The following is a 21,615-nucleotide window of genomic DNA, read 5'->3' on the forward strand; positions in this document are numbered from 1 at the left end:
TCCGACAACCGCTCACCCGCAGGCGACTTGACCTGCCCCACCCTCGCCACACCACAACCAACGAGCACAGAACATCTAAGTCACCAGCATTGGGGTTAGGCCGGCTCCGCCGGGCGGGCCGGGTTCAGGGCTTGCGGGTGCGGGCCAGGTCCTCGTAGAAGCGCAGCAGGTCGAGGTTGTCCACGGAGCCGGGGTTGACGGCCTTGGCCAGGGGGGTGCCCTGGAGGAGGCGCTTGACGGGGACCTCGATGCGCTTGCCGGTCAGGGTGTGCGGGATGGCGGGCACCTCGATGACCTCGTCGGGGACGTGGCGCGGGGAGAGCTCCTCGCGGATGGTCGCCTTGATGCGGGCGCGGAGGCCGTCGTCGAGCACGGCTCCGGGGGCGAGGTGGACGAACAGCGGCATCCAGTAGCCGCCGTTCGGCTCCTCCAGGCCGATGACCAGGGACTCCTTGATCTCGGGGAGGCGTTCCACGGCCTCGTAGATATCGGCGGAGCCCATGCGGACGCCCTGCCGGTTGAGGGTGGAGTCGGAGCGGCCGTGGATGACCACCGAGCCGTGGCCGGTGATCGTGATCCAGTCCCCGTGGCGCCAGGCGCCGGGGAACATCTCGAAGTAGCTCTCGCGGTAGCGGCTGCCGTCGGGGTCGTTCCAGAAGTGGATCGGCATGGACGGCATGGGGTTGGTGACGACCAGTTCGCCGACCTCGCCGGTGAGGGGCTTGCCGGAGGGGTCCCAGGACTGGAGGTCGGTGCCGAGGCAGGCCGCCTGGAGCTCGCCGATGTGGACGGGGAGGGTGGGGACGGCGCCGGCGAAGCAGCTGCAGACGTCGGTGCCGCCGCTGACGGAGGCGATCCACAGGTCCTCGGCGACCTCGTCGTGCAGCCAGCGGAAGCCGTCGGGCGGCAGCGGGGAGCCGGTGGTGGCCACGCACTTCACGGCGGAGAGGTCGAAGTCGCGGGAGGGGTGGACCCCGGCCTTCTTGCAGGCCATGACGTACGCGGCGGAGGTGCCGTAGAAGGTGGCGCCGGTGCGCTCGGCGATCCGCCACTGGGCGCCGGTGTCGGGGAAGCCGGGGCTGCCGTCGTACAGGACGACGGTGGTGCCGGTGAGGAGGCCGGAGACGAGGAAGTTCCACATCATCCAGCCGGTGGAGGTGTACCAGAAGAAGCGGTCGTCCGGGCCGAGGTCGCAGTGCAGGCCGATCTGCTTGAGGTGCTCCAGCAGGATGCCGCCCTGGGACTGGACGATGGCCTTGGGCAGGCCGGTCGTACCGGAGGAGTACAGGACCCACAGCGGGTGGCCGAAGGGGACGGGCTCGAAGACCGGCTCGGTGTCCGCCGCGGTCAGCTGGTCCCACGCGAGGGCGCCCTCGGGGGCCGGGGTGCCGAGCAGCGGGATGTGGACGACGGCGCGCAGGGAGGGCAGCTCCCGGCGGAGTTCGGCCACGGTGTCGGCGCGGTCGTGCTGCTTGCCGCCGTAGCGGTAGCCGTCGACGGTGAAGAGGACCACGGGCTCGACCTGCTGGAAGCGGTCCAGGACGCTGCGGGCCCCGAAGTCGGGGGCGCAGGAGGTCCAGACCCCGCCGACGGCGGCGGTGGCGAGGAAGGCCGTGACGGCCTGGGGGATGTTGGGCAGGTAGCCGCTGACGCGGTCGCCGGGGCGGACGCCGAGGGCGCGCAGTTCGGCGGCGAGGGAGCCGACCTGGCGGCGCAGCTCCGCCCAGGTGACGGGGACGGGCTCGTGCGTCTCGTCCACGTGGAGGAGGGCCGGCGCGTCGGCGCGGGCGGGGTCCTCGGCGGCGCGCAGGGCCTGCTCGGCGTAGTTGAGGGTGGCGCCCTCGAACCAGCGGGCGCCGGGCATCTCGCGGGCGGCGAGCACTTCCTGGTACGGGCTGGTGAACCGCACGTCGAACCAGGCGGCGACGGCCTCCCAGAAGGTGTCCAGCTCGTCCACGGACCAGCGGTGCAGGGCCGCGTAGCCGCCCTCGGCGGGGGCGCCGTAGCGCTCTGCCGCCCAGTCCTGGAAGCGGGTGACGGCGGCCGCGGAGATCCGCTCCGGGCCGGGCGACCACAGGGGCTCGGGCGTGGCGGGGGTCGCTGAGGTCATGGGTCGGCTCCCGGTTGTGCGGCTCGGCGCTTCGTGTGCGTACGGTGCCACCGCGCGGCGGGTGGTCGCGCGAGGCTCACAGGGACGATGCCATGTGATCGTCTTCCGCACCAGAGCCGTCATCCACAGCCGGAACCGGTCGGGGTGTGGGTGAACGCCAGCTGAACGGGCCCCGCCGCCGGGGGTCGCGGTGGCAGGGTGATCGCCATGGACGCTCGGGACGTGCTGCGGACGGTGAAGGGCCTGGGATCGGCGGGCGGGCTGCGGGCCTGGGGGACGGCCTGGCGGCGGATGAGGGCCGATGCGGCGGCGCTGCCGCCGCGGGGGCCGGAGCGGGCCCGGGTGCCGGGTCCGCTGGCGGGGGCCGAGCCGCGGCCGGGCGGCGGGGTGCTGCGGTTCGCGCGCTCGGAGCTGGAGGTCCGGGTGGCGGTGGGCGGGGCGGTGTTCTGGGGCTGGGACGGGGCCGGGCCCGAGCCCTCGTACGCCCTCGCCGGCGCCGCGCCGGAGCCGGACGCGCGGGCGGTGCTGGAGCCCGATACGGACGGGGGCTGGCGGGTGGTGTCGGAGCGGGTGACCGTGGCGGTCTCCCGCAACGGGGCCGTGGAGGTCCGCACCCCGGGTGGTGCGCTGCTCCGGCGGGAGCTGCCGCCGCGCTGGTGGGAGCCGGTGTCGGGGGCGGGCGGGGCGCGCTGGGTGCAGCGGGCCGAGGTGGCGGCCGACGCGCGGTTCTTCGGGCTGGGCGGGCGGGCGGCGGGGCCGCGGCTGCGGGACGGGGCGTACCGGCTGTGGAACACCGACCCGAAGGGCGGTTTCGGGCCGGGGGACGATCCGCTGTACATCACGATGCCGGTGCAGCTGGTGGTGGCCGACGCGGGCACGCACCTGGTCTTCCACGACAACCCCCGGGACGGCCGGGTCGTGCTGCGGGAGGGCGAGGAGGGGGCGGGTTCCGGGCCGGACCGGGCGGGCTCCTGCGAGCTGCGGATGGCCGGCGGTCCGCTGCGGGCCTGGGTGCTGGTGGGCACGCCGGCCCGGGTGCTCCAGGGGTGGGCGGGACTGACGGGCGGGGCGGCGGTGCCGCCGTCGTGGGCGCTGGGGTACCAGCACGCGCGCTGGGGCTTCGGCAGCGGGCAGGAGGTGCGGCGGGTGGCCGACGGGTACCGGGCGCACGGGCTGCCGCTGTCCGCCCTGCACCTGGACATCGACCACTACGACGGGCACCGGGTCTTCACCGTGGACCGCGAGCGCTTCCCGGAGCTGCCGGAGCTCGCCGGGGAACTGCGGGAGCGCGGGGTGCGGCTGGTGTCGATCGTCGATCCGGCAGTGAAGGCGGAGCCGGGCCATCCGCTGTACGAGTCGGGGCGGGCGGCCGGGGCGTTCGTACGGGACGCGGAGGGGCGGGAGGTGCGGGGCGCGGTGTGGCCGGGGACCTGCGTGTACCCGGACTTCACGCATCCGCCCGCGCGGGAGTGGTGGGGGGAGCAGTACGGGGAGCGGCTCGCGCAGGGCTTCTCCGGAGTCTGGCACGACATGAACGAGCCCGTGTCCTTCGCGCCGTTCGGGGACGCGACGCTGCCGCTGTCGGCGCGGCACGCGCTGGAGGGTGCGGGCGGGGACCACCGGGAGGCGCACAACGTGTACGGGCTGGCCATGGCCCGCGCCGGGTACGAGGGGCTGGTGCGGCTGCGGCCCGGCGAGCGGCCCTTCCTGTTCTCGCGCTCGGGGTGGGCGGGGATGCAGCGGTACGGGGGCACCTGGTCGGGGGACGTGGAGAGCAGCTGGCCGGGGCTGCGGGCCTCGCTGGCGCTCGTCCTGGGGCTGGGGCTGTGCGGGGTGCCGTACTCGGGGCCGGACGTGGGCGGGTTCGGCGGCGACCCCTCCCCCGAGCTGTACCTGCGCTGGCTCCAGCTGGGCGCCTACCTGCCGCTGTTCCGGACCCACTCGGCGATCTGGGCGGGGCGGCGGGAGCCCTGGGAGTTCGGGCCGCAGGTGCTGGAGCACGCGCGGGCGGTGCTGGCGGAGCGGGAGCGGCTGCGGCCGTACTTCGTGACGCTGGCGCAGCTGGCGCGGCGGACCGGGGCGCCGTACGTGCGGCCGCTGTGGTGGGGGGCGCCGGAGGACCGGGCGCTGCGGGACTGCGAGGACGCCTTCCTGCTGGGCGATGCGCTGCTGGTGGCGCCGGTGCTGGAGTGCGGGGCGGACCGGAGGGCGGTGCGGCTGCCGCGGGGGCGCTGGTACGACACGGCGACGGGGGCGGCGCACGAGGGGCCGGGGCAGGTGCTGCTGGACGCTCCGCTGGGGCGGATTCCGGTGCTGGCGCGGGCGGGGGCGGTGTTGGCGGTGCGGGGTGGCGGGGGCCGGGGGGATGGGGGTGACGGCCGCGGGGCGGGTGCGGGTGCGGCGGGGCCTGCGGGGTCGGTGGAGGCGGGGTCGGTGGAGCTTGAGGTGTGGGCGCCGGTGCCGGGGCGGACCGGGGGTGGGCTGGTGGTTCGGGATCCCGGGGACGGGTGGGAGGCGGGGCGGGTGGAGCGGGTCGTCACGCGGTGGCGGGACGGGCGGGTTGTGGTGGAGGGCGAGGACGGGGGCGCGGTGGGGTGGGCGGTGCGGGTGCGGGGGGTTTAGGGGGCGGCTTCTGTTGCGGGGGTGGGGCGGGCGGCGTTGTGCTGTGCTGTGGTGGTGCGCTGCGCGGGGCCTCTCCCCTACCCTCCCCTTCCCGGACTGGGGCTCCGCCCCGGACCCCGCGCCTCAAACGCCGGCGAGGCTGGGGTGGGCTGGATTTAGCCGGGGTGGGGGGTGGACTGGGGTGGGTGGGGGGTGGATGGGGTGTAGGCGCCGGTGAACCAGGCGGCGGCGGCTTGGGTGTGGAGGGGGAAGGCCAGGGCTGCGGGGGCGTGCAGGACGTGCCAGCCGGTGGTTTCGGCGGTGGGGGTGGACGGGGGCAGGTCGGCCGCCGGGCGGGCGGGGAGGAGGCCGAAGAGGAGCAGGTGGCCGGCCGGGGAGCTGAGGGCGTCGGCGAGGGTGACGTCGGCGGCGGGGGCCTCGATGCCGGTCTCCTCGCGCAGTTCGCGGACCACTGCGTCGCGCCAGTCCTCGCCGTGGTCGATGAATCCGCCGGGCAGTGCGGTGCCGCCGCGGGCCGGTTCGATGGTGCGCGTGATGACGACGAGCCCGGCGGCCGCGGGGTCCGGGTCGCCCGGAGCGGCGGCCCCGGTGACGGGGAGCAGGGCGATGGCGACCGGGAGCGGGTTGCGGTAGGCGGCGGTGCCGCAGGCGGGGCAGCGGCGCGGCCAGCCGGTGGCGCCGTACGGGGCTCCGCAGGCGGAGCAGTGCGAGTCCTTCACGGGTGCAGACACCCGGCGATGGTAAGCGAAGGGGCATGAGGATGACGGTTGTTGCTGTCGTGCTGGTCTCCGCCGCCGCTCTGGCCGTGCCGGGCGCCCCTGCCCCTCCCGGCCCGGTCGGGACTCCGGGCACTTCCGCCCCTGCCACCGCCGCCACCGGTTCCGTGGCCGCCGGGGCTGCTGGGGCTGCTGGGGCTGCTGGGGCTGCTGGGGCTGCTGGGGCTGCTCACACTCCCGCGGCGCTCGCGGCTCCTGGCGTTCCCGCTGTTTCCGCGGGTGCCGCGGCTGCCACTGCTCCCGGGGGGCCGGGTGCGGTGGCGGGGGGTCCGTTCGTGGATCTGTGGGAGGTGGATCCGACGGTTGGGCGGGAGATGCGGTATGCGGGGGCGCGGAACTTCACCGGTGGGCCGGTGGACGGGTACGAGGAGCCGGTGTGTCTGCTGGCGCGGCCCGCGGCGCTGGCGTTGCGGCAGGCGCAGCGGGGGCTGTTGGGCCGGGGGTACTCGCTGAAGGTGTACGACTGCTACCGGCCGCAGCGGGCCGTCGACCGGTTCGCCCGGTGGGCTCTGGAGCCCGAAGACCCGCGGGTGCGGGCGGAGTTCCATCCCCGGGTGCCGAAGAGCGAGCTGTTCGCCCGGGGGTACATCGCGGCGCGGTCGGGGCACAGCCGGGGCAGCACGGTCGACGTGACCCTCGTACGGGTGCCCCGGGGACCGGCGGCGGGGGTTCCGGGCGGGGGCGGGGGCTCCTGTTTCGGGGAGCCCGCGGTGCGGTCCGCCGACGATTCCGTGGACATGGGGACGGCGTACGACTGCTTCGACCCGCTGGCCCGCACGGACTCCCCCGACCCGCGGATCGGTGCGGAGCAGCGGCGCCACCGGAAGCTCCTGGCGGAGGCGCTGGCGGCCCAGGGGTTCGTCAACCTGCCCGAGGAGTGGTGGCACTTCACGCTGCGGCCGGAGGCCTACCCGGACCGGTACTTCGACCTGCCGGTGCGGGGGCGGCGGGCAGGTGCTGCGGGCGGCGGGCTCGCCGGGGGCGGGGGCCCCGTGGCAGACTTCTGACGTTCCGTCAGGTACGTTTCCGGGGAGGGGTCTTGGCCCGTACACGCACACCCGTGGTCGCAGGGTGGTTCACGAGCGCGCCGCCGTCGGACGGGGAGGGGGCGGAAGGGTTCCGGCTGCTCGGGACCCGGTGCGGGGCCTGCGGCTCCGTGTTCTTCCCACGCGAGGACTCCTTCTGCCGCAACCCCCGCTGCACCGGGGGCGAGTTGGCGGAGCATCCGCTCTCCCCCCGCGGCCGGGTCTGGTCCTACACGGACGGCCGGTACCGGCCGCCGGCCCCCTACGCCTCCGATCCGGACGCGCCCTGGGTGCCCTACACGATCGTGGCCGTGGAGCTGGAGGCCGAGCGGATGGTCGTCCTCGGGCAGGCGGCGCCCGGGGTCACGGTGGCCGATCTGGCCGTCGGGATGGCGGTGGAGGTGGTGCCGGGGGTGCTCAACACCGAGGGCGGGGACGGCACGGACGGCGCGGAGCCCGGTACCGAGTGGACCACCTGGCACTTCCGGCCTGTGGCGGCGGAGCACGGGGAGGCGGGGCGGTGAGCGGCGAGATCGCGGTCCTCGGGGCCGGGATGCACCCCTGGGGGAAGTGGGGGCGCAGCTTCGTGGAGTACGGGACCGCCGCCGCGCGGGCCGCGCTCGCCGACGCCGGTCTGGAGTGGACGGACGTGCAGTCGGTGGTCGGGGCGGACACGGTGCGCGGCGGGTATCCGGGCTACGTGGCCGGGGCCACCTTCGCGCAGGCGCTCGGCTGGCAGGGCGCCCGGGTGACCAGCGTGTACGCGGCCTGCGCCTCGGGGGCCCAGGCGGTGGGCGCGGCGCGGGCGCAGATCCTCGCGGGCCTGGCGGACGTGGTGCTCGTGGTGGGGGCGGACGCGGCGCCGAAGGGGTTCTTCGCCCCGGCCGGCGGGGACCGGCCCGACGATCCGGACTGGCTGCGCTTCCGGGTGCTGGGGGCGACGAATCCGGCGTACTTCGGCCTCTATGCGCGGCGACGGATGGCGCTGTACGGCGAGACGCCGGAGGACTTCGCCCTGGTGAAGGTGAAGAACGCGGCGGCGGGGGCGCTCAATCCGCTGGCCCGCTACCGCAAGCCCGTCACGGTCGAGGAGGTGGCCGCCTCGGCGGTGGTCGCGGACCCGCTGCGGCTGCTCGACATCTGCGCCACCTCCGACGGGGCCGCGGCCCTGGTACTGACGAGCATGGACTTCGCGCGCTCGCGCGGGGTGGCCGATCCGGTGCGGATCAGGGCGGTGTCGACGGTGACCCCGACCTACCCCAGGACCGTACTGGACCTGCCCGATATCGCCACGGACTCGGCGGTGGCGGTCGAACCCGCCGGGGAGTCCTTCAGGGCGTCGATCGCGCGGGCCGCGTACGAGGAGGCGGGGATCGGGCCGGAGGACCTGTCGCTCGCCGAGGTGTACGACCTGTCCACCTCCCTGGAGCTCCAGTGGTACGAGGACATCGGCCTGTGCGGTGAGGGCGAGGGGGCGAAGCTGGTCCGGGACGGGGCCACGGCGCTCGGCGGCCGGATCCCGGTCAACACGAGCGGCGGGCTGGCCTCCTTCGGGGAGGCGGTGCCCGCGCAGGCCGTCGCGCAGGTCTGCGAGCTGACCTGGCAGCTGCGCGGGACGGCCGGGGCGCGGCAGGTGGCGGGGGCCCGGGTGGGGGTGACGGCGAACCAGGGGCTCTTCGGGCACGGTTCGGCGATCGTCGCCGTGAAGTGAGCCCGGGGGCCGCCGCCGGTCGGGGCAGATCCCGGCGGGTGCGAATCCCGGCGGGGCGGATCCCGGCGGGTGGATTCGGGCGGGTGCAGGCCCCGTCGGGGTGCGGATCCCGCCGGGTGCGGGTTTCCGTACGGCCCGATTCTGGTCGGGGAAGGGCAGCGGGAGGGCCGCTGACGTGGGGCGGCGGCCGGTGGGGCCGTACGGGGCCGTATACGGAGCACAACCTTCTGTGCCGGGGTTCTTGACGGTCCCTCACGGCAGGTGAACACTGCCTCCACAGTCCGCGTACCCCCTCGGGGCCCGCGGACGACGGCCCCCCGCGAGAGCCGCGGCCCGTACCCCAGTCGGCGGGGGTACGGGCCGCCTCCGTGCCCGCGGGCGGGCGGCACCCGGGAGGCGCTGCGGCGGACGCGGGCCGGGACCGGGCGGCCGGCGTGGACGCGGCGGGCGGTCAGGCGTGGGCCGGGCGGCGGCTGCGTGCCATCGACATCGCGTGCTCCACCACCCCGACCAGGACCTCCTTCACCGACTCGCGGGCGCGGGCGTCGCAGAGCAGCAGCGGGACGTGCTCGTCCAGGTCGAGGGCCTGGCGCACCGTCTCGGCGGGGTGGCGGTCCGCCCCGTCGAAACAGTTGACCGCGACCAGGAAGGGGATCGCGCGCCGCTCGAAGTAGTCGACGGCGGCGAAGCAGTCCTCCAGGCGGCGGGTGTCGGCGAGGACCACGGCCCCCAGGGCGCCCTGCGCGAGCTCGTCCCAGAGGAACCAGAAGCGGTCCTGGCCCGGGGTGCCGAACAGGTACAGCACCAGGTCCTCGCGCAGGGTGATCCGCCCGAAGTCCATGGCCACGGTGGTCGTGGACTTGGCCTCGACCCCGTGGGTGTCGTCCACCGGGCGGCCCGCCTCCGAGAGGGTCTCCTCGGTGCGCAGCGGCCGGATCTCGCTGACCGCGCTGACCAGCGTCGTCTTGCCCACGCCGAAACCGCCCGCGACCAGGATCTTCAGGGTCAGGGGCTCGACGGGTGGGGTTGCGGGACCGGTCCCCGTACTGGGTACGGCGGTGAGCCGGCTAGAGCGCCCGAAGGCCATCGATCACCTCACGGAGAATGGATTCGTCCGGCAGTTCGGCCGGGGGTACGGGCCGGGTCACGTGCACCAGCTCGTCCTCGACCAGGTCGCCGATCAGCACCCGGACCACCCCGATGGGGAGGTCGACCTCGGCCGCGAGCTCGGCGACGGACTGGGGCCGCAGGGTGCACAGGTCGAGGATGTCCACGTGCTCCGGCGACAGGGTCTGGTCCCAGACCGGGTCCGCGGCCGCCGGTTCGGCGACCACGAGCGCGATCAGGTCCAGCCGGTGCTGGCCGGTGCTGCTGGTGCGGCCGCGGGTCATCGCGTACGGGCGGACGACCGGGCCCGCGTCGTCGTCGAACCAGTGGTGCGCGGGGTCCGCGGGGTCGGCGGGCCCGGTCCGGGCGCCCGCGGGGGCGCCGGGGTGGGGGAGGTCCCCCGGGTCGAAGGGACGCCGGGGGTCCGCGGGGTCAGGGGAACCCGGCGGGAACTGGTCCTGGCCTGATGCGCTCATGCGGACCGACTCACCCGCCGGCGGGCAGTCCGGTGCGCGGGGCGGTCGCGAGGTGGTCGCCCACCCGCTTGACCATCAGGGTCATCTCGTACGCGACCTGGCCCACGTCGGAGTCGGCGTCGGCCAGCACGGCCAGGCAGCTGCCGTCGCCCGCGGCGGTCACGAAGAGGAAGGCGTCCTCCAGCTCCACCACGGTCTGGCGGACCTTGCCCGCGTCGAAGTGCCGGCCGACTCCCTTGGCGAGGCTGTGGAAGCCGGAGGCCACGGCGGCGAGGTGCTCGCTGTCCTCGCGGGTCAGCGCCCGGGAGGCGCCCGTGGCGAGGCCGTCGCCGGAGAGGACCACCGCCTTGCGGATGCTGCCGACCCGGTCGACGAGCTCGTCCAGGAGCCAGTTGAGGCGGCTGGAGTCGCGGCCAGCGGCGTCGTGCGGTGCGGTGTGCGGTGCGGTCATCGACCGTCCCCCTCCGAAGTGGTTCGTGGTGCGTTCTGAGCATCGTCTCGGGCGGCGGCGTCCCCGTGCCCGCCGCCGCTGTCCGCGCGGTCGCGGTCCTCCGTCTGCCGGCGGGCGGCCGTCCAGCCGCGCTGGAGCGCGGACATGCGGCTGCGCACCAGTTCGGCGTCCCGGTCCTCGGCCGGGCCGTGGTCTTCGGCCGGCCGGGCGGGGGCGTCCTTGAGCTGCGGGGCCAGGCTGGCCTGGCGGACCCGGCGGGGCAGCCCGCCGGTGCCGCCCGCGCCCCCGGAGCCCCCGGAGCCGCCGGTGCCCCCCGGTCCGCCCGTGCCGACCGGGGATCCGTCGCGGTCCCGCCCGCCGCCGCCGGATCCCGGCGCGGAGCCGGAGCCCGGGAGGGTGCCCGTAGCGGAAACTGCTCCGGACCCGCCGGAGTTCCCGGTTCCGCCGCCCGTACCGGGCTCGTGGGCCGGCTGCGGTACGACGGCCACCGGGCGGGTGCCGACGCGGCGGCCGTGCTCGGCGACGAGGGTGGGCGTGCGGCGGCGCCGGGGCAGCGGCACGGGGCCGCCGGGCGCGGGCCGGCCGGAGTCCGGCCGGGCGGAGTCCGGCCTGGCGCTGTCGGGGCGTACGCCGTCCAGGCGCACCGGGCCGCCGGGCACGGCGTCGGACTGCTCGCGTCCGGCGGGGCCGAGGAGGCCGCCGCGCGGGCCGCCCGTGCCGTCGAGGTCGAAGCCCGGGACCGGGCCGAGGATCCCGGCGTCGGCGAGGCCGTCCGCGAGACCGTCGGCGGAGTCCAGGCCGGCGATCGGGCCGAGGGCGTCCACCGGGTCCAGTCCGGCCGCGCCGACGGGGGCTTCGAGCTCCACGGGACCGTCGATCGGGCCGGGCAGTACGACCGGCGCGAGGCCGGGGCGCTCCTGGGCCGGGATGCCGGTGAGGCCCGGGCGGCGGGTGCGCGCGGTGAGGGTGCGGCCTGCGGGGGCGGCGCGGCGGGCGCTGCGGTCGGGGCCCTCGACGCGGAAGCCTGCGCCGTTGGTCTCGGGTGCCTCGGTGAGCAGGGCCGCGGGCAGGAAGACCACGGCCGTGGTGCCGCCGTACGGGGAGGGCTGGAGGGAGACGCGGACGTTGTGGCGCTGCGCGAGGCGGCTGACCACGAACAGGCCGAGCCGGTCGGTGTCGGAGAGCTCGAACTCGGGGGTCTCGGCGAGCCGCAGGTTCGCGTCGAGGAGGGCTTCGGCGGTCATGCCGAGGCCCCGGTCGTGGATCTCCAGGGTGAAGCCGTTCGCCACGCGCTCGCCGAGCACCTGCACGGCCGTGTGCGGGGGCGAGAAGACGGTGGCGTTCTCGATGAGTTCGGCGACGAGGTGGGTGACGTCGGCGACGGCCGGGCCGGTGATGCCGAGCCGCGGCAGCCGCCGGACCTCGATGCGCTCGTAGTCCTCGACCTCGGCGACGGCGGCCCGTACGACGTCCATGAGCTGGACCGGGCGGCGCCACTGGCGGGAGGGCGCGGCGCCGGAGAGGATCACAAGGCCCTCGGCGTGGCGGCGCATGCGGGTGGTCATGTGGTCGAGGCGGAAGAGGTCGGCGAGCTCCTCGGAGTCCTCGGTGCGGCGCTCCATCGTGTCGAGCAGGGTGAGCTGGCGGTGCAGCAGGACCTGGTTGCGGCGGGCGAGGTTGACGAAGACCTCGGCCACCCCGCGGCGCATCTCGGCCTGCTTGACGGCGGCTTCGACGGCGGCGCGCTGGAGGGTGTTGAGGGCCTGGCCCACCTGGCCGACCTCGTCCTGCTCGTACTCCAGGCGCGGGGCCTCGGTCTCCACGTCGACCTGCTCGCCGGCGGCGAGCCGGCGCATCACCGCGGGCAGGCGCACGCCGGAGGCCTCGTGGGCCTCCTTGCGCAGCCGGGACAGGTCGCGGACCAGTTCGCGGCCGATGCGCACGGAGAGGAAGACCGAGAGGCCGAGGGCGGCGAACCCGAGCACGCCGGCGAGGGCGGCCCTGGCGAACACGGCCTCGGCGACGGGCTCCACGCGGGCCTGGTAGCGGTCTCCGGCGGCGGTGCCCATCGCGGCGAGGTCGTCGAGCACCTTGCCCGCGGCGGCGTCCCACTGGGAGGCGCTGATGGCCCGCGGCCGGCGGGTGGCGCCCTGGGTGACGAACGCCTCCTCGGCATCGCGCAGTTGACGCGTGTCAGGGCTGCGCCAGTACTGCTCGAACTCGACGCGTTCGGCGGCGGGGAGGATCGCGAGGTTGAACTCGTAGAGCAGGGTGCGGTGGGCGACGTAGTCCGAGACGAGGCGGGCGTCCTGCACGCTGACGCTGCGGGCGGCCAGGGCGGCGGCGATCACGGCGTCCTGGCGGGAGAGGGTCTCGCGGGCGCGGGTGATGCCGACGAGGGCGCGGCCCTGCTTGTCCATCTCCACGTTCTCCAGGGCGTGGAGGTTCATGAGGAAGTAGTAGCAGGGGTCGACCAGGCGGTTGTACGACTCCAGGGCCTGGGCGGGGTCGATCTCGGTGCGGTCGACGGAGCCGCGGAGGGCGGCGATGCCCTCCAGCCCCTCGATGATCGAGCGCAGGCGCCGGGCGGAGCCGGGCGAGAGCTCCTCGGCCACGTCGGGGTTGAGGGCCTCGGCGCGGATGGAGGCGACCACGCGGTCGGTGTCCGTGCGGCGGCGCTGGAGTTCGGAGGCCGCCTCGGAGGTGCGCGGGTCGCCGAGGAGGACGAGCGTCTGGCGCCGTTCCTTCTGCAGGACGCGTACGACGTCCTCGACGGGGTAGCCCACCTTGTCGATGACGAAGGCCACGTCGAGGAGTTGGGCCGCCTCGCGGCCGGTGATGACGGTGGAGAAACCCCAGAGGGCGGTGAGGGAGACGAGCGGCACGATCAGCAGCGCCACGATCTTCCGGCGGATGGACTTCCCGCGAAAGCGCATGGCCTCCCCCAGCTCAACCCCCGTGAACGGGGTCGGTGTTCCGTCAATAAACGGCGTGAGCCTACTACTGCCCCGGAAGCAACTCGAAGGCGTGTCCGGACGTTTTCGGCCGCCGTCCTGGACGAAGATCACCAGTTGTCCGATACTTCCGGTCAAGAGCGGCCCGAATTGTGGCACATGACACCTGGTGGGGTCCCGGTCGCCGAGACGGGGCAGATGGCTGGAATTCTTCGTTCCGCGGGAATCCCCGGCGGGTGCCGTTCGTCTTTCATGACAAGGCGGCACCGGGGAGCCGCGCGTGGGTTTGGGGAGTGAGCGGGCCATGGGTGGCAAGCAGCAGTACGGATACCGGAGCGACGGGACGTTCGGGTACGTGATCCGGGAGGACCGGGAGGTTCAGGCGGGCCAGGGGGTTCAAGGGGGCCGGGAGGTTCAGGTCGACCGGGAGGTGCAGGAGCAGGTGACGCCGCGCGTGCTGCCGCGGGGCGGTGGGCCGCTGCCCGGGGCGGCGGACGCGGAGCCGGACCGGCGGCCGCTGTGGGCGGAGGAGCCGGTGGGGCTGCGGCGGATGCCGGACCCGGTGCGCGAGGCCGCCGTCCGGGCGGTGTTGCTGGTCGCGGTGACGCTCATCCAGGCGACGGTGACCTTCTACCTGGCGGTCACGGGCTCCTGGCTGGCCTTCCCCATGGTGCTCGGCTCCGTCGCGGCCACGATGGTCGCGACCTGGGGCGTCCTCGACGTGTGGGTCACGCGCCAGATGTGGCACCAGCGGTACGGGGTCGTGTCCGTCCCGAGCAGTTCGGCGCGCCGGCTGCGGCGGGAGCGCCGCCGGGCCCGGCGCGCCGAGCGCCGCGCGGAGCGCATACGGCAGCGCGGCGGGCGGCTCAAGGAGGCGTGACCCCGGGCCGGGGCCGGGGTCACGCTGCCCGGGCCCGGCGGCCGGGCCGCCCGCCGGGTCGGAACGGTCGTTTCCGGCCTTCGTCCCGGGTCAGGCCGGGGCGCCCGTACGCTCCCCGCTGCGGTCGGCGCCCGGTTCGGCGCTGCGGTCGGGCCCGCGGTCCGGGCCGCGGCGGAACATCCGCGTCGCCGTGATCTCGCCGTGCACGGTCTCCCCCGCCGGGTCCGCCTGCGGCAGGCCCGGGCGCAGGTGCTCCTCGACGCTGATGTACTTCAGCCCGGCCCGCAGGTCGGCGTCGTTGCGCAGCCGGATGACCAGCGGGAACTCCGCGAGGGCCGTGGTGTCGAAGAGGCCCGTGGTGTACAGCAGCTGGACGCCGAGGGCGTCGGAGACCGCCCGCTGGAGCTCCAGCAGGTACGTGGCGTTGGCCCGGCCGATCGGGTTGTCGAGGAAGAGCGTGCCCGCGTGCCGGTGCCGGTCGCGGCCGCGGTCGTTGCTGCGCAGGGCGGCCATCGTGCAGTAGAGGGCGATGGCGGCGGTGAGCAGCTGGCCGCCGGAGAAGACGTCGCCCATCTGGCCCACGGGGACCCGCTCGGCGCGCAGGACGGCGTCCGGCTTGAGGATCTCCACGGCGATCCCGCGCGGCTGGAGGGCCGCGTGCACGCCCCGCAGCAGCAGGGACATGCCGTCGCGGCGGCCCTCGCCGAAGGAGGCGTTCTTCTTCACGGCGGAGCGGGTGGCCTCGTCGATGACCTCGCCGAGCCGCTCGGTGAGCACGGCCTGGTCGGGCTCCTCGAAGCGGATCCGCAGGAACTCCTGGCCGGACCACTCGCCGAGGCCCTCGGGCAGCCGGGACAGCCGCTGCGCCGAGCGCAGCGTGGCCAGGGCGGACTCCACGAGACCGCGGAGCCTGTCGACGATGCTGTCGCGGTTGCGCTCCAGCTGCGCCAGCTCGTCGGTCAGGACGCGCAGCCGCGGGGCGAAGGCGGCGGCCCAGGAGGCCGCGTGCTCGGGCAGGGCCGCGGCGGGGAGCTCGCGGATCTGCTGGCGGGCGGGGGTGCGCACCTGCTCGTAGCGGGTGGCGTTGGCGTGCCGTACGAGGACGTCGCTCGCCTCCCGGACGGCGGCCTCGGCCGCGGAGAGCTCGGCGGCGCAGCCGCGCAGGGCGCGGCGGGCCTCGGTGGCCGTCTGCCGGGCCTCGGCGAGGTCGCCGGGGTAGGGGCCGGGCTGCTGGTCCTCCTGCTCCGGGTGCGGGTGCGGGTCGCGCAGGAGGTCGCGCAGGAGGGCGGCGGTCTCCTCGAAGCCGCCGGCGCCGTCCTCGGCGGTGCGGTGGGCGCGCAGCAGTTCGGCGTGGGCCGCCCGGGCGGTCTCCACGGCCGCGCTGTGGGCGGCGAGCTGGGCGGTGGCGGCGCGCAGCAGGCCCTGGGCCTGGTCCACGTCGGCGGGGGTGCGGTCCTCGGGGAGCTCCGTGTGGGACCCGCCGTCGGCGGGGGCGTGCCGCTCGGCCTCGCCGCGCAGCCGGCCGAGCTGCTCGCTGGCGGCGGAGGCGCGGGATTCGAGCATCTGGACCAGGGACTCGGCGCGGGCCGCGGCGGCCTGGCGAGAGGGGCCGTCGGCCCCGTCGGTGCCTTCGAGCAGCTGGGCGGCGCGGGTGCGGACCTTGTTGGTGAGCCGGTCGAGTTCGGCGGTGGCGGCGCTCTCGTCGCTCTCCGCGCGGGCCTGTTCGGCGCGCAGGTCGGCGCCGACGCCCACCTTCTCGTACAGCTGGGACGCGGCCCGGTAGGCCTCGCGGAGGGCGGGGAGCGCGGCGCGGGGGGCCTGCCCGTCCGGCTCGGGGAGCTGTTCGGGGGCCCCGGCGATCTCGGCGCGCTCGGCGCGCAGGGCGCGGGCGGTGCGGCGGGCGTCGTCGCCGGCGCGCTGGGCGGCGCGGCGGTCCTCGTCGGCGGCGCGGGCGCGGTCGAGGCAGACCTCGGCGCGGGCTTCGGACTCGGCGGCCTCGTCGGCGAGTTCGCGGAGCCGGGCCTGCCAGGCGGAGCGCTCGCGGAGTCGGTGGGCGAGTCCGGAGAGGGCGTCGGCGGCGCGGCGGGCCCGCTGGGCGGCGTCCTGACGCTCGTCGCGGATGCGGGTGGCGTCCGCGGCGGCCTCGTCGGCTTCCGCGCGGGCGGTGCGCAGTTCGGTGAGCTCGGCCTCGGCCTCCTGGGCGAAGGCGCGGGCGGCGGCCGCGGCGGCGGCGAGCTCGGCGAGCCGGCCTGCGGGGCAGCCGGTGCGCCAGGAGGCGAGGCGGGCGGCGAGGGTGCGGTCGCCGGCCAGGCGGGCGGCGAGTTCGCGGATCTCGGTGTCGCGGGCGGCGGCGCGGGTGCGCAGGGCCTGCCGCTCCTCGTCGGCGGCGTGCTCGTCGTGCATGGCCGGGTTCGGGGGCACGAGGAAGACGTCGGGGCGGGCCGCGGGGTCGCCGGCGCCGGGTACGGGGGCGAGGAGGGCGGCGGCGGTGCCGACGGCCACGGCGGAGCGGGGCAGCAGGGCGGCGGAGCCGAGGACTTCGCGGGCGCGGCCGTGGGTGTCGGGGTCGGTGATGACCACGCCGTCGACGAGCTCGGGGCGGGCGGCGAGTACGGCGGCGTGGTCGGCGGGGTCCACGGACTGGGCGAGGTAGCGCCAGCCGGGGAGGGCCGGGATGCCGTGCTCGCCGAGGTACTCGACGGTGGCGAGCACGTCGGGGCCGGGCGGCAGGAGGCCGCCGTCGCCGAGGGCGCCGAGGATGCGGGAGTCGTCGGCTGCGGCGGTGCGCAGGTCGAACAGCTGGCGTTCGGCGGAGGCGACGGTGGATTCGAGGAGTTCGCGCAGGTCGTCGGCGTTGCGGTCGAGGTCCTCGGCGCCCAGGCCGGCGCCTTCGGCGGCGTCGTGGGCGGCGCTCTCGGCGGGGCCTGCGGGGGATTCGGCGGAGCGGGGGCGGGGCAGGCCGGGGGCGGCTGCGGCGGCCGGGCCCGCGCCGCGGCCCGCGGCGGCCGGCAGGCCCAGCAGTTCGGCCAGGCGCGGTTCCCGGCCCAGGGAGTCGGCGGCCCGCTGCTCGGCCCCGTACGCGGCCTCGGCCGCATCGGCGGCGTCGGCGGCGCGGGCGGCGGTCAGTTCGGCGCGGGATTCGGCGGTGGCGGCCTCGCGGGCCGTCTCGGCGGTGCTGCGGGCGGCCTCGCGGGCCTCGTCCCAGGCGGCCACGGCGGTCTTCTCGGCGTCGCTGGCGGCGAGGGCGGCGCGCGCCGGGTCGGCGTCGGGGGCCGTGTCGTCGAGCCAGCCGGCCCGGACCGCCTCGGCGGTCTCCTGCTCGACCTCGGCGAGCCGCTGGCGCAGGTGCCCGGCCTCGCTGCGGGCGCGCTGGGCGGCGGTGGCGGCGGCGGTGGCGTCCCGGTGGGAGCTCTCGGCCTCGGCCTGGAGGACGGCCGAGCGCTCCTCTTCCTCGTTGGCGACGCGCTCCCCGTCCTCGGCGGCCGTGTGGAGGGCGCGTACGAGGTCGGCGGCGGCGGTGGCGCGGGCGGCCAGGGCCGGGGCGGCGTCCCGCTCGGCCTCCAGGATGGCGGCGGCGACGCGCGCGGCGCGGTCGGCGGCGGCGCGGTGGCGCAGGACGGCCTCGGCGGCCTGCCAGGCGGCGTACAGGGTGCGCGCGTCGGCCAGTTCGCGCTTCTGGGCGGCGGCGGCCTTCTCGGCCACGCCGAGGGCCAGGGAGGCGTGCCGGTAGGCCAGTTCGGCGGCGATGAGGGAGCTGCGGCCGCGGGCGGACTCGGCGGAGGTGACCTCGTGCGCCGCGGCGGTGACCTGCTGGGCCAGTTCGGCGGCGCGGCCGCGCTCCTCGGCGGCGCGGGCGGAGAGCCGCCGGGCGAGGGTGCGGGTGCGGCGCTCGGCCCCGGCGTGCACCTCGCGCGTACGGGCGCGGGTCCCGGCGGCCTCGACGATCCGGCCGAGCAGGTCCACGGACCCGGCCGTGAACTCGCGCTCGGCCATGAGTTCGGCGCGGCGGCCGAGCTTGTTGCCGAAGCCGTGGACGAGGTCCGCGAGCCCGTCGGTGTCGCGGGTGTCCGTGACGGCGCGCAGCAGCAGGTCGGTGAAGTCGGAGTCCTTCTTCACCGCGAACAGGCCGGCGGCCTCGCCCTCGTCGGCGTTCATCTCCCGCTGGTAGCGGAAGAGTTCGGGGTCGAGTCCGAGGTCGCCGAGGTGCTCGTTCCAGCGGTCGTGGATCTCCTCCCAGCAGACGTCGAGGTGCGGGTAGGCCTTGCCCGCCTCGGTGACGGCGTCGCGGAAGCCCTTCATCGTGCGGCGGCGGCCCTGGGCCCCGGAGGCGCCCTCGGCGGTGGGGCGGACGGCCGTGGCCTCGGCCACGGGCAGGGAGTCGAGGCTGAGGCCCGGGCCGGGGCGGAAGGAGTACCAGGCCTCCGCGAACTTGCGGGGGTCGTTGGACACCTGCCGGCCGCGCCACTCGCTGACCTTGCCGACGACCACGCACTCGCCGGTCTGGGTGTGCTGCCACTCCAGCGCCACGTGCCCGCAGTCGTCGGCGAGCAGGAACTTGCGCAGCACGCCCGAGCTGGCCCCGCCGAGGGTGTTGCGGTGGCCGGGCAGCATGACCGAGAAGATCAGCTTGAGCAGGACGGACTTCCCGCCGCCGTTCTCCAGGAAGAGGACCCCGGCCGGGGCCGGGCGGCGCGGCGGGCCGACCGGCTCCGCCGCGAAGAACTCCGCCTGCTGGGGCGCCGGGTGGGGCACGGGCTCGCCGACTCCGCGCAGGTCGAGCACGGTGTCGGCGTAGCGCGCACCGGCGGGACCGATGGAATAGAGGCGGATGCGGGACAGCTCGTACATGGCGACGACTCTCGTGGTGGCTGCGCGGTGTGCGTGCGTGGGGCTGTGGGGTCTCGGGGGCTGCGGGCCGGTCGGGCCGGCCCGCAGGTCAGGCGTGGAAGGGCAGGCCGGCGTCCGCGGCGAGCTCCAGGTCGTCGCCCTCAGGCGGCGGGAGCAGGCTGGCCGTGCCGTCCGTCACGGGGACCACGCCCAGGTCGAGGAGCTCGGCCATCGCCGCGCTGCCGGCCATGTCGCGCACCTGGAGCTGGTAGCGCGCGGTGGTCCGGTACGCGCCCCCGGAGTCGTCCCCGGTCCGCTGGAGGAAGCCCGAGTCGGTGAGGAAGGCGACGGCCTTGCCGACGATGCCGGTGGTGGACCCGGCGAGGCGGCGGGCGTCCTTGGTGGCACCGGTGGCGCTGCGGCGGGCGTAGACCCGCCAGGCCGCCTCCAGGCCCGGGGCGTCGGAGGCCGGGTCGGTGTTCTCCCCGAGCGCGGCGGCGCGCTCCTCCAGGCGGTGGCAGGCCTGCCGGACGAAGGCGTCGACCCCGTTGACCGTGATCCGGCCGATGTAGCCGTCGTCGGCGAGGTCCTCGGGGCGGGGGAAGGCGAGCGCGGCCACGGCCAGGTGGGCCAGGCCGTGCAGGAAGCGGTCGCCGGAGTCGGCGGTGGTCCGGCGGGCGTAGTCGCCCATGCGGACCGCGAAGACCGAGTCCTCGGCCGCGGCGACCGCCATCCCGGCCCGCGTCGAGACCTCCAGCACGACCAGGCCCAGGCCTGCGGCCACGGCGTCGGCGATCCGGGCGAAGGCCGGGTCCTCGCGGTGGCGGCGCAGCAGCTCGGCGTACTCCGCGTCACGCGCGGGCAGCAGCTTGGGCTGGAGGCCGAAGGCGACGAGCCGGGCCGCGTCCGCGGCGTCGGCGGGGGTGACTCCCGCACCTGCGGGGGCCGGGCCTGCGGGGGCCGCGGCGGGCGGGCCGTCGGGCTCGCTCCACGCGGGCTCTTCGGCGTGGTGGTCGCTCACGGCTGCTGCTCCTCGGCTGGCACTGCGGTCGGTCGGAAGGGGTTCGTCGGAAGGGGCGCGTACGGGGGCCTGGGCCCGGGCGGGGTCATGCGGCCTCCGTACGGTCGGCCGCCATGCCGGCGGCGTCGAGCAGGGCCGTGCCCACGATCAGGTCGGCGCCGCCGAACTCCGGGTCCTCCAGCTCCGTGCCGTCGTCCACCGCGAACACCAGCCGCTCCTCGCCCTGCCGGTACGCCGTGCCCACCGCCGGGCTGGCCGCGTGCACCGCGAGCAGGGCCACCAGGTACGGCAGGTCAGGATCCCGACGGCGGGCCTCGGCCAGGAGTCCGGACAGCCGGCGGGGGGCGTCGTGGGGCAGGTCGAGGAGCTGACGCGCGGCGGCGAGCTGTTCCTCGCTGAAGCGGCTGTCGTCGGGGGTCGCGACCAGGTCGGGCTCGGGCATCTCGGCGCCGAGGTGCTCGCGCTCCAGGGGCGGGGTGAGCAGTATCTCGACCAGGTCGGCGACGCGGACGGACACGGGGGTGCGCAGGCCCGTACCGGCCGCGAAGAAGGCGTCCGTCACGCGCGTGGCCTGCTCCAGGGGCAGGGGCAGGACGGGGGCGACGAGCTGGCCGTACAGGTCGATGCCGGAGCGGGGGGCCGGGGCGGCGAAGGCCTGCCGGTCCTGCTCGGCGCGGAACAGCGGGCCGGCCTCCAGCAGCCGCGACTGGAGCTGGGTGTGGCGGCGGATGCAGTCCTTCACGATGTCGACGAGCTCGGCTGCGCGGCGCTTGTGCCCGGGGTCCTCGGCCTCGTCGCGGGCCTTGCGGATGTTCGTGAGGATCGCGTTCTCGTGGCGGTAGCGGTCGGCCACGTGGTCCAGGGCCTCCGCGATCATGTCGGGCACGGCCTGGAGCCAGTCCACCGCGCGCACGTTGCGCCGGGTCGCGTCGAGGGTCTTGCGGAGGGTCTCGGCGTACTGGACCGTGCGGTACCGGGCCTGCTCGGCCGCGAGCTGGGCGTCGGCCAGCCGGCCGCGGCTGATCAGCACCTCCAGCTTCACCTCGGCGGCGATCTGGGCGCTGGTGACATCGGTGTCGAGCGCTCCGACGAGCACGTTCACCGCCTCGTCCGTCGTGCGCAGGTAGACCGCGCCCCCGTAGCCGGGGACCTCCTCCAGGAGCTTGAAGTCGTAGTCCCTGCGGACGTAGACCCCGTCGGGCCCGAAGGTTCCGTAGATCGCGCGGAAGCCGCGGTCCACGCTGCCGACGTTGATCAGGTTCTCCAGCACCCAGCGGGCCACCCGCTCGTGCTCCGCCGCGGGGCGCCGGGGGGCCTGGGCAGCGACGCGGGGCAGCAGCCGGGCCACGATCTGCTCGTGGTCGGCGCCGGTGTCGAAGTCCATGTTGAGCGTGACCAGGTCGATCGCGGCGAGCGCGACCTCCGCCATGGCGTAGACGCCGTACTCGCCCGCGAGATTGGCCTTGCGCACGTCGAGGTCGTGCAGCGGGGCGGTGCAGGCCAGGGCACGCAGGCGCCGGGCCAGGCCCTCGTCGGCGGCCGGGCCCGGAGCCGGGGACGGAACGGTCTTCACCGGGGCAGGAATGGTCACGACGAAAAGATTAGGCGCTCCCACGGACAACGACCCAAACGCACGGTTTCGCCCGACTCGGCTA

General features: G+C 76.1%; 14 protein-coding genes. 5 read left to right on the forward strand and 9 right to left on the reverse strand.

Annotated elements, in window-relative coordinates; all coding sequences use genetic code 11:
• Nucleotides 1-124: 124 nt before the first annotated feature.
• On the reverse strand, nucleotides 125-2,110 hold the full coding sequence (locus ACZ7JZ_RS30970; RefSeq protein WP_470945203.1) for an acetoacetate--CoA ligase: 1,986 nt from the start codon (nucleotides 2,108-2,110) through the stop codon (nucleotides 125-127).
• Between the two features lie 207 nt (nucleotides 2,111-2,317).
• Between ACZ7JZ_RS30970 and ACZ7JZ_RS30975 the strand changes: the two genes are divergently transcribed.
• Entirely contained in the window at nucleotides 2,318-4,732 is a 2,415-nt protein-coding gene (locus ACZ7JZ_RS30975; protein WP_470945206.1) for a glycoside hydrolase family 31 protein, read from the forward strand.
• A 155-nt stretch (nucleotides 4,733-4,887) separates the two neighbouring features.
• On the opposite strand, the gene ACZ7JZ_RS30980 is transcribed toward ACZ7JZ_RS30975, so the two are convergent.
• Nucleotides 4,888-5,463, reverse strand: a complete 576-nt coding sequence (locus ACZ7JZ_RS30980) for an NUDIX domain-containing protein (protein WP_470945209.1) — start codon at nucleotides 5,461-5,463, stop codon at nucleotides 4,888-4,890.
• A 152-nt stretch (nucleotides 5,464-5,615) separates the two neighbouring features.
• On the opposite strand from ACZ7JZ_RS30980, the gene ACZ7JZ_RS30985 reads away from it, so the two are divergent.
• From ACZ7JZ_RS30985 to ACZ7JZ_RS30995, 3 genes are read left to right on the forward strand one after another with little or no spacing between them, the layout of a single operon-like run.
• Complete coding sequence (locus tag ACZ7JZ_RS30985) at nucleotides 5,616-6,515, forward strand: M15 family metallopeptidase (RefSeq protein ID WP_470945343.1); 900 nt, start codon at nucleotides 5,616-5,618, stop codon at nucleotides 6,513-6,515.
• Between the two features lie 32 nt (nucleotides 6,516-6,547).
• The gene (locus tag ACZ7JZ_RS30990; protein ID WP_470945212.1) at nucleotides 6,548-7,057 is read left to right on the forward strand and encodes a Zn-ribbon domain-containing OB-fold protein; all 510 of its coding nucleotides are present in this window, start codon (nucleotides 6,548-6,550) and stop codon (nucleotides 7,055-7,057) included.
• Complete coding sequence (locus ACZ7JZ_RS30995; RefSeq protein ID WP_470945215.1) at nucleotides 7,054-8,244, forward strand: lipid-transfer protein; 1,191 nt, start codon at nucleotides 7,054-7,056, stop codon at nucleotides 8,242-8,244. The genes ACZ7JZ_RS30990 and ACZ7JZ_RS30995 overlap by 4 nt, the downstream gene beginning before the upstream one ends.
• A gap of 451 nt (nucleotides 8,245-8,695) precedes the next feature.
• On the opposite strand, the gene ACZ7JZ_RS31000 is transcribed toward ACZ7JZ_RS30995, so the two are convergent.
• Genes ACZ7JZ_RS31000 through ACZ7JZ_RS31015 form a run of 4 tightly spaced genes read right to left on the reverse strand, consistent with a single transcriptional unit; the run spans nucleotide 8,696 to nucleotide 13,214 of the window.
• On the reverse strand, nucleotides 8,696-9,331 hold the full coding sequence (locus ACZ7JZ_RS31000; protein WP_470945216.1) for a GTP-binding protein: 636 nt from the start codon (nucleotides 9,329-9,331) through the stop codon (nucleotides 8,696-8,698).
• On the reverse strand, nucleotides 9,312-9,827 hold the full coding sequence (locus tag ACZ7JZ_RS31005; protein WP_470945218.1) for a DUF742 domain-containing protein: 516 nt from the start codon (nucleotides 9,825-9,827) through the stop codon (nucleotides 9,312-9,314). Before ACZ7JZ_RS31005 ends, ACZ7JZ_RS31000 begins: the two co-directional genes overlap by 20 nt.
• A gap of 10 nt (nucleotides 9,828-9,837) precedes the next feature.
• Entirely contained in the window at nucleotides 9,838-10,278 is a 441-nt protein-coding gene (locus tag ACZ7JZ_RS31010; RefSeq protein ID WP_470945220.1) for a roadblock/LC7 domain-containing protein, read from the reverse strand.
• Complete coding sequence (locus tag ACZ7JZ_RS31015; RefSeq protein WP_470945223.1) at nucleotides 10,275-13,214, reverse strand: nitrate- and nitrite sensing domain-containing protein; 2,940 nt, start codon at nucleotides 13,212-13,214, stop codon at nucleotides 10,275-10,277. The genes ACZ7JZ_RS31010 and ACZ7JZ_RS31015 overlap by 4 nt, the downstream gene beginning before the upstream one ends.
• Nucleotides 13,215-13,536: 322 nt before the next feature.
• On the opposite strand from ACZ7JZ_RS31015, the gene ACZ7JZ_RS31020 reads away from it, so the two are divergent.
• A complete protein-coding gene (locus ACZ7JZ_RS31020) occupies nucleotides 13,537-14,112 on the forward strand; it encodes a hypothetical protein (RefSeq protein WP_470945225.1) in 576 nt (191 codons plus the stop codon).
• A gap of 90 nt (nucleotides 14,113-14,202) precedes the next feature.
• Here the strand turns inward: ACZ7JZ_RS31020 and ACZ7JZ_RS31025 are convergent, their stop codons facing one another.
• The 3 genes from ACZ7JZ_RS31025 to ACZ7JZ_RS31035 all read right to left on the reverse strand — a co-directional run bounded on the left by ACZ7JZ_RS31025 (nucleotide 14,203) and on the right by ACZ7JZ_RS31035 (nucleotide 21,551).
• Complete coding sequence (locus tag ACZ7JZ_RS31025) at nucleotides 14,203-18,960, reverse strand: hypothetical protein (RefSeq protein WP_470945228.1); 4,758 nt, start codon at nucleotides 18,958-18,960, stop codon at nucleotides 14,203-14,205.
• Between the two features lie 88 nt (nucleotides 18,961-19,048).
• The gene (locus ACZ7JZ_RS31030) at nucleotides 19,049-19,960 is read right to left on the reverse strand and encodes a hypothetical protein (protein WP_470945231.1); all 912 of its coding nucleotides are present in this window, start codon (nucleotides 19,958-19,960) and stop codon (nucleotides 19,049-19,051) included.
• 85 nt (nucleotides 19,961-20,045) lie between these two features.
• Nucleotides 20,046-21,551 (reverse strand): hypothetical protein, encoded by a 1,506-nt coding sequence (locus ACZ7JZ_RS31035; protein ID WP_470945234.1) that lies wholly within the window; start codon nucleotides 21,549-21,551, stop codon nucleotides 20,046-20,048.
• Nucleotides 21,552-21,615 lie beyond the last annotated feature (64 nt).

The sequence above is a fragment of the Streptomyces sp. NPDC038213 genome (assembly GCF_055600495.1).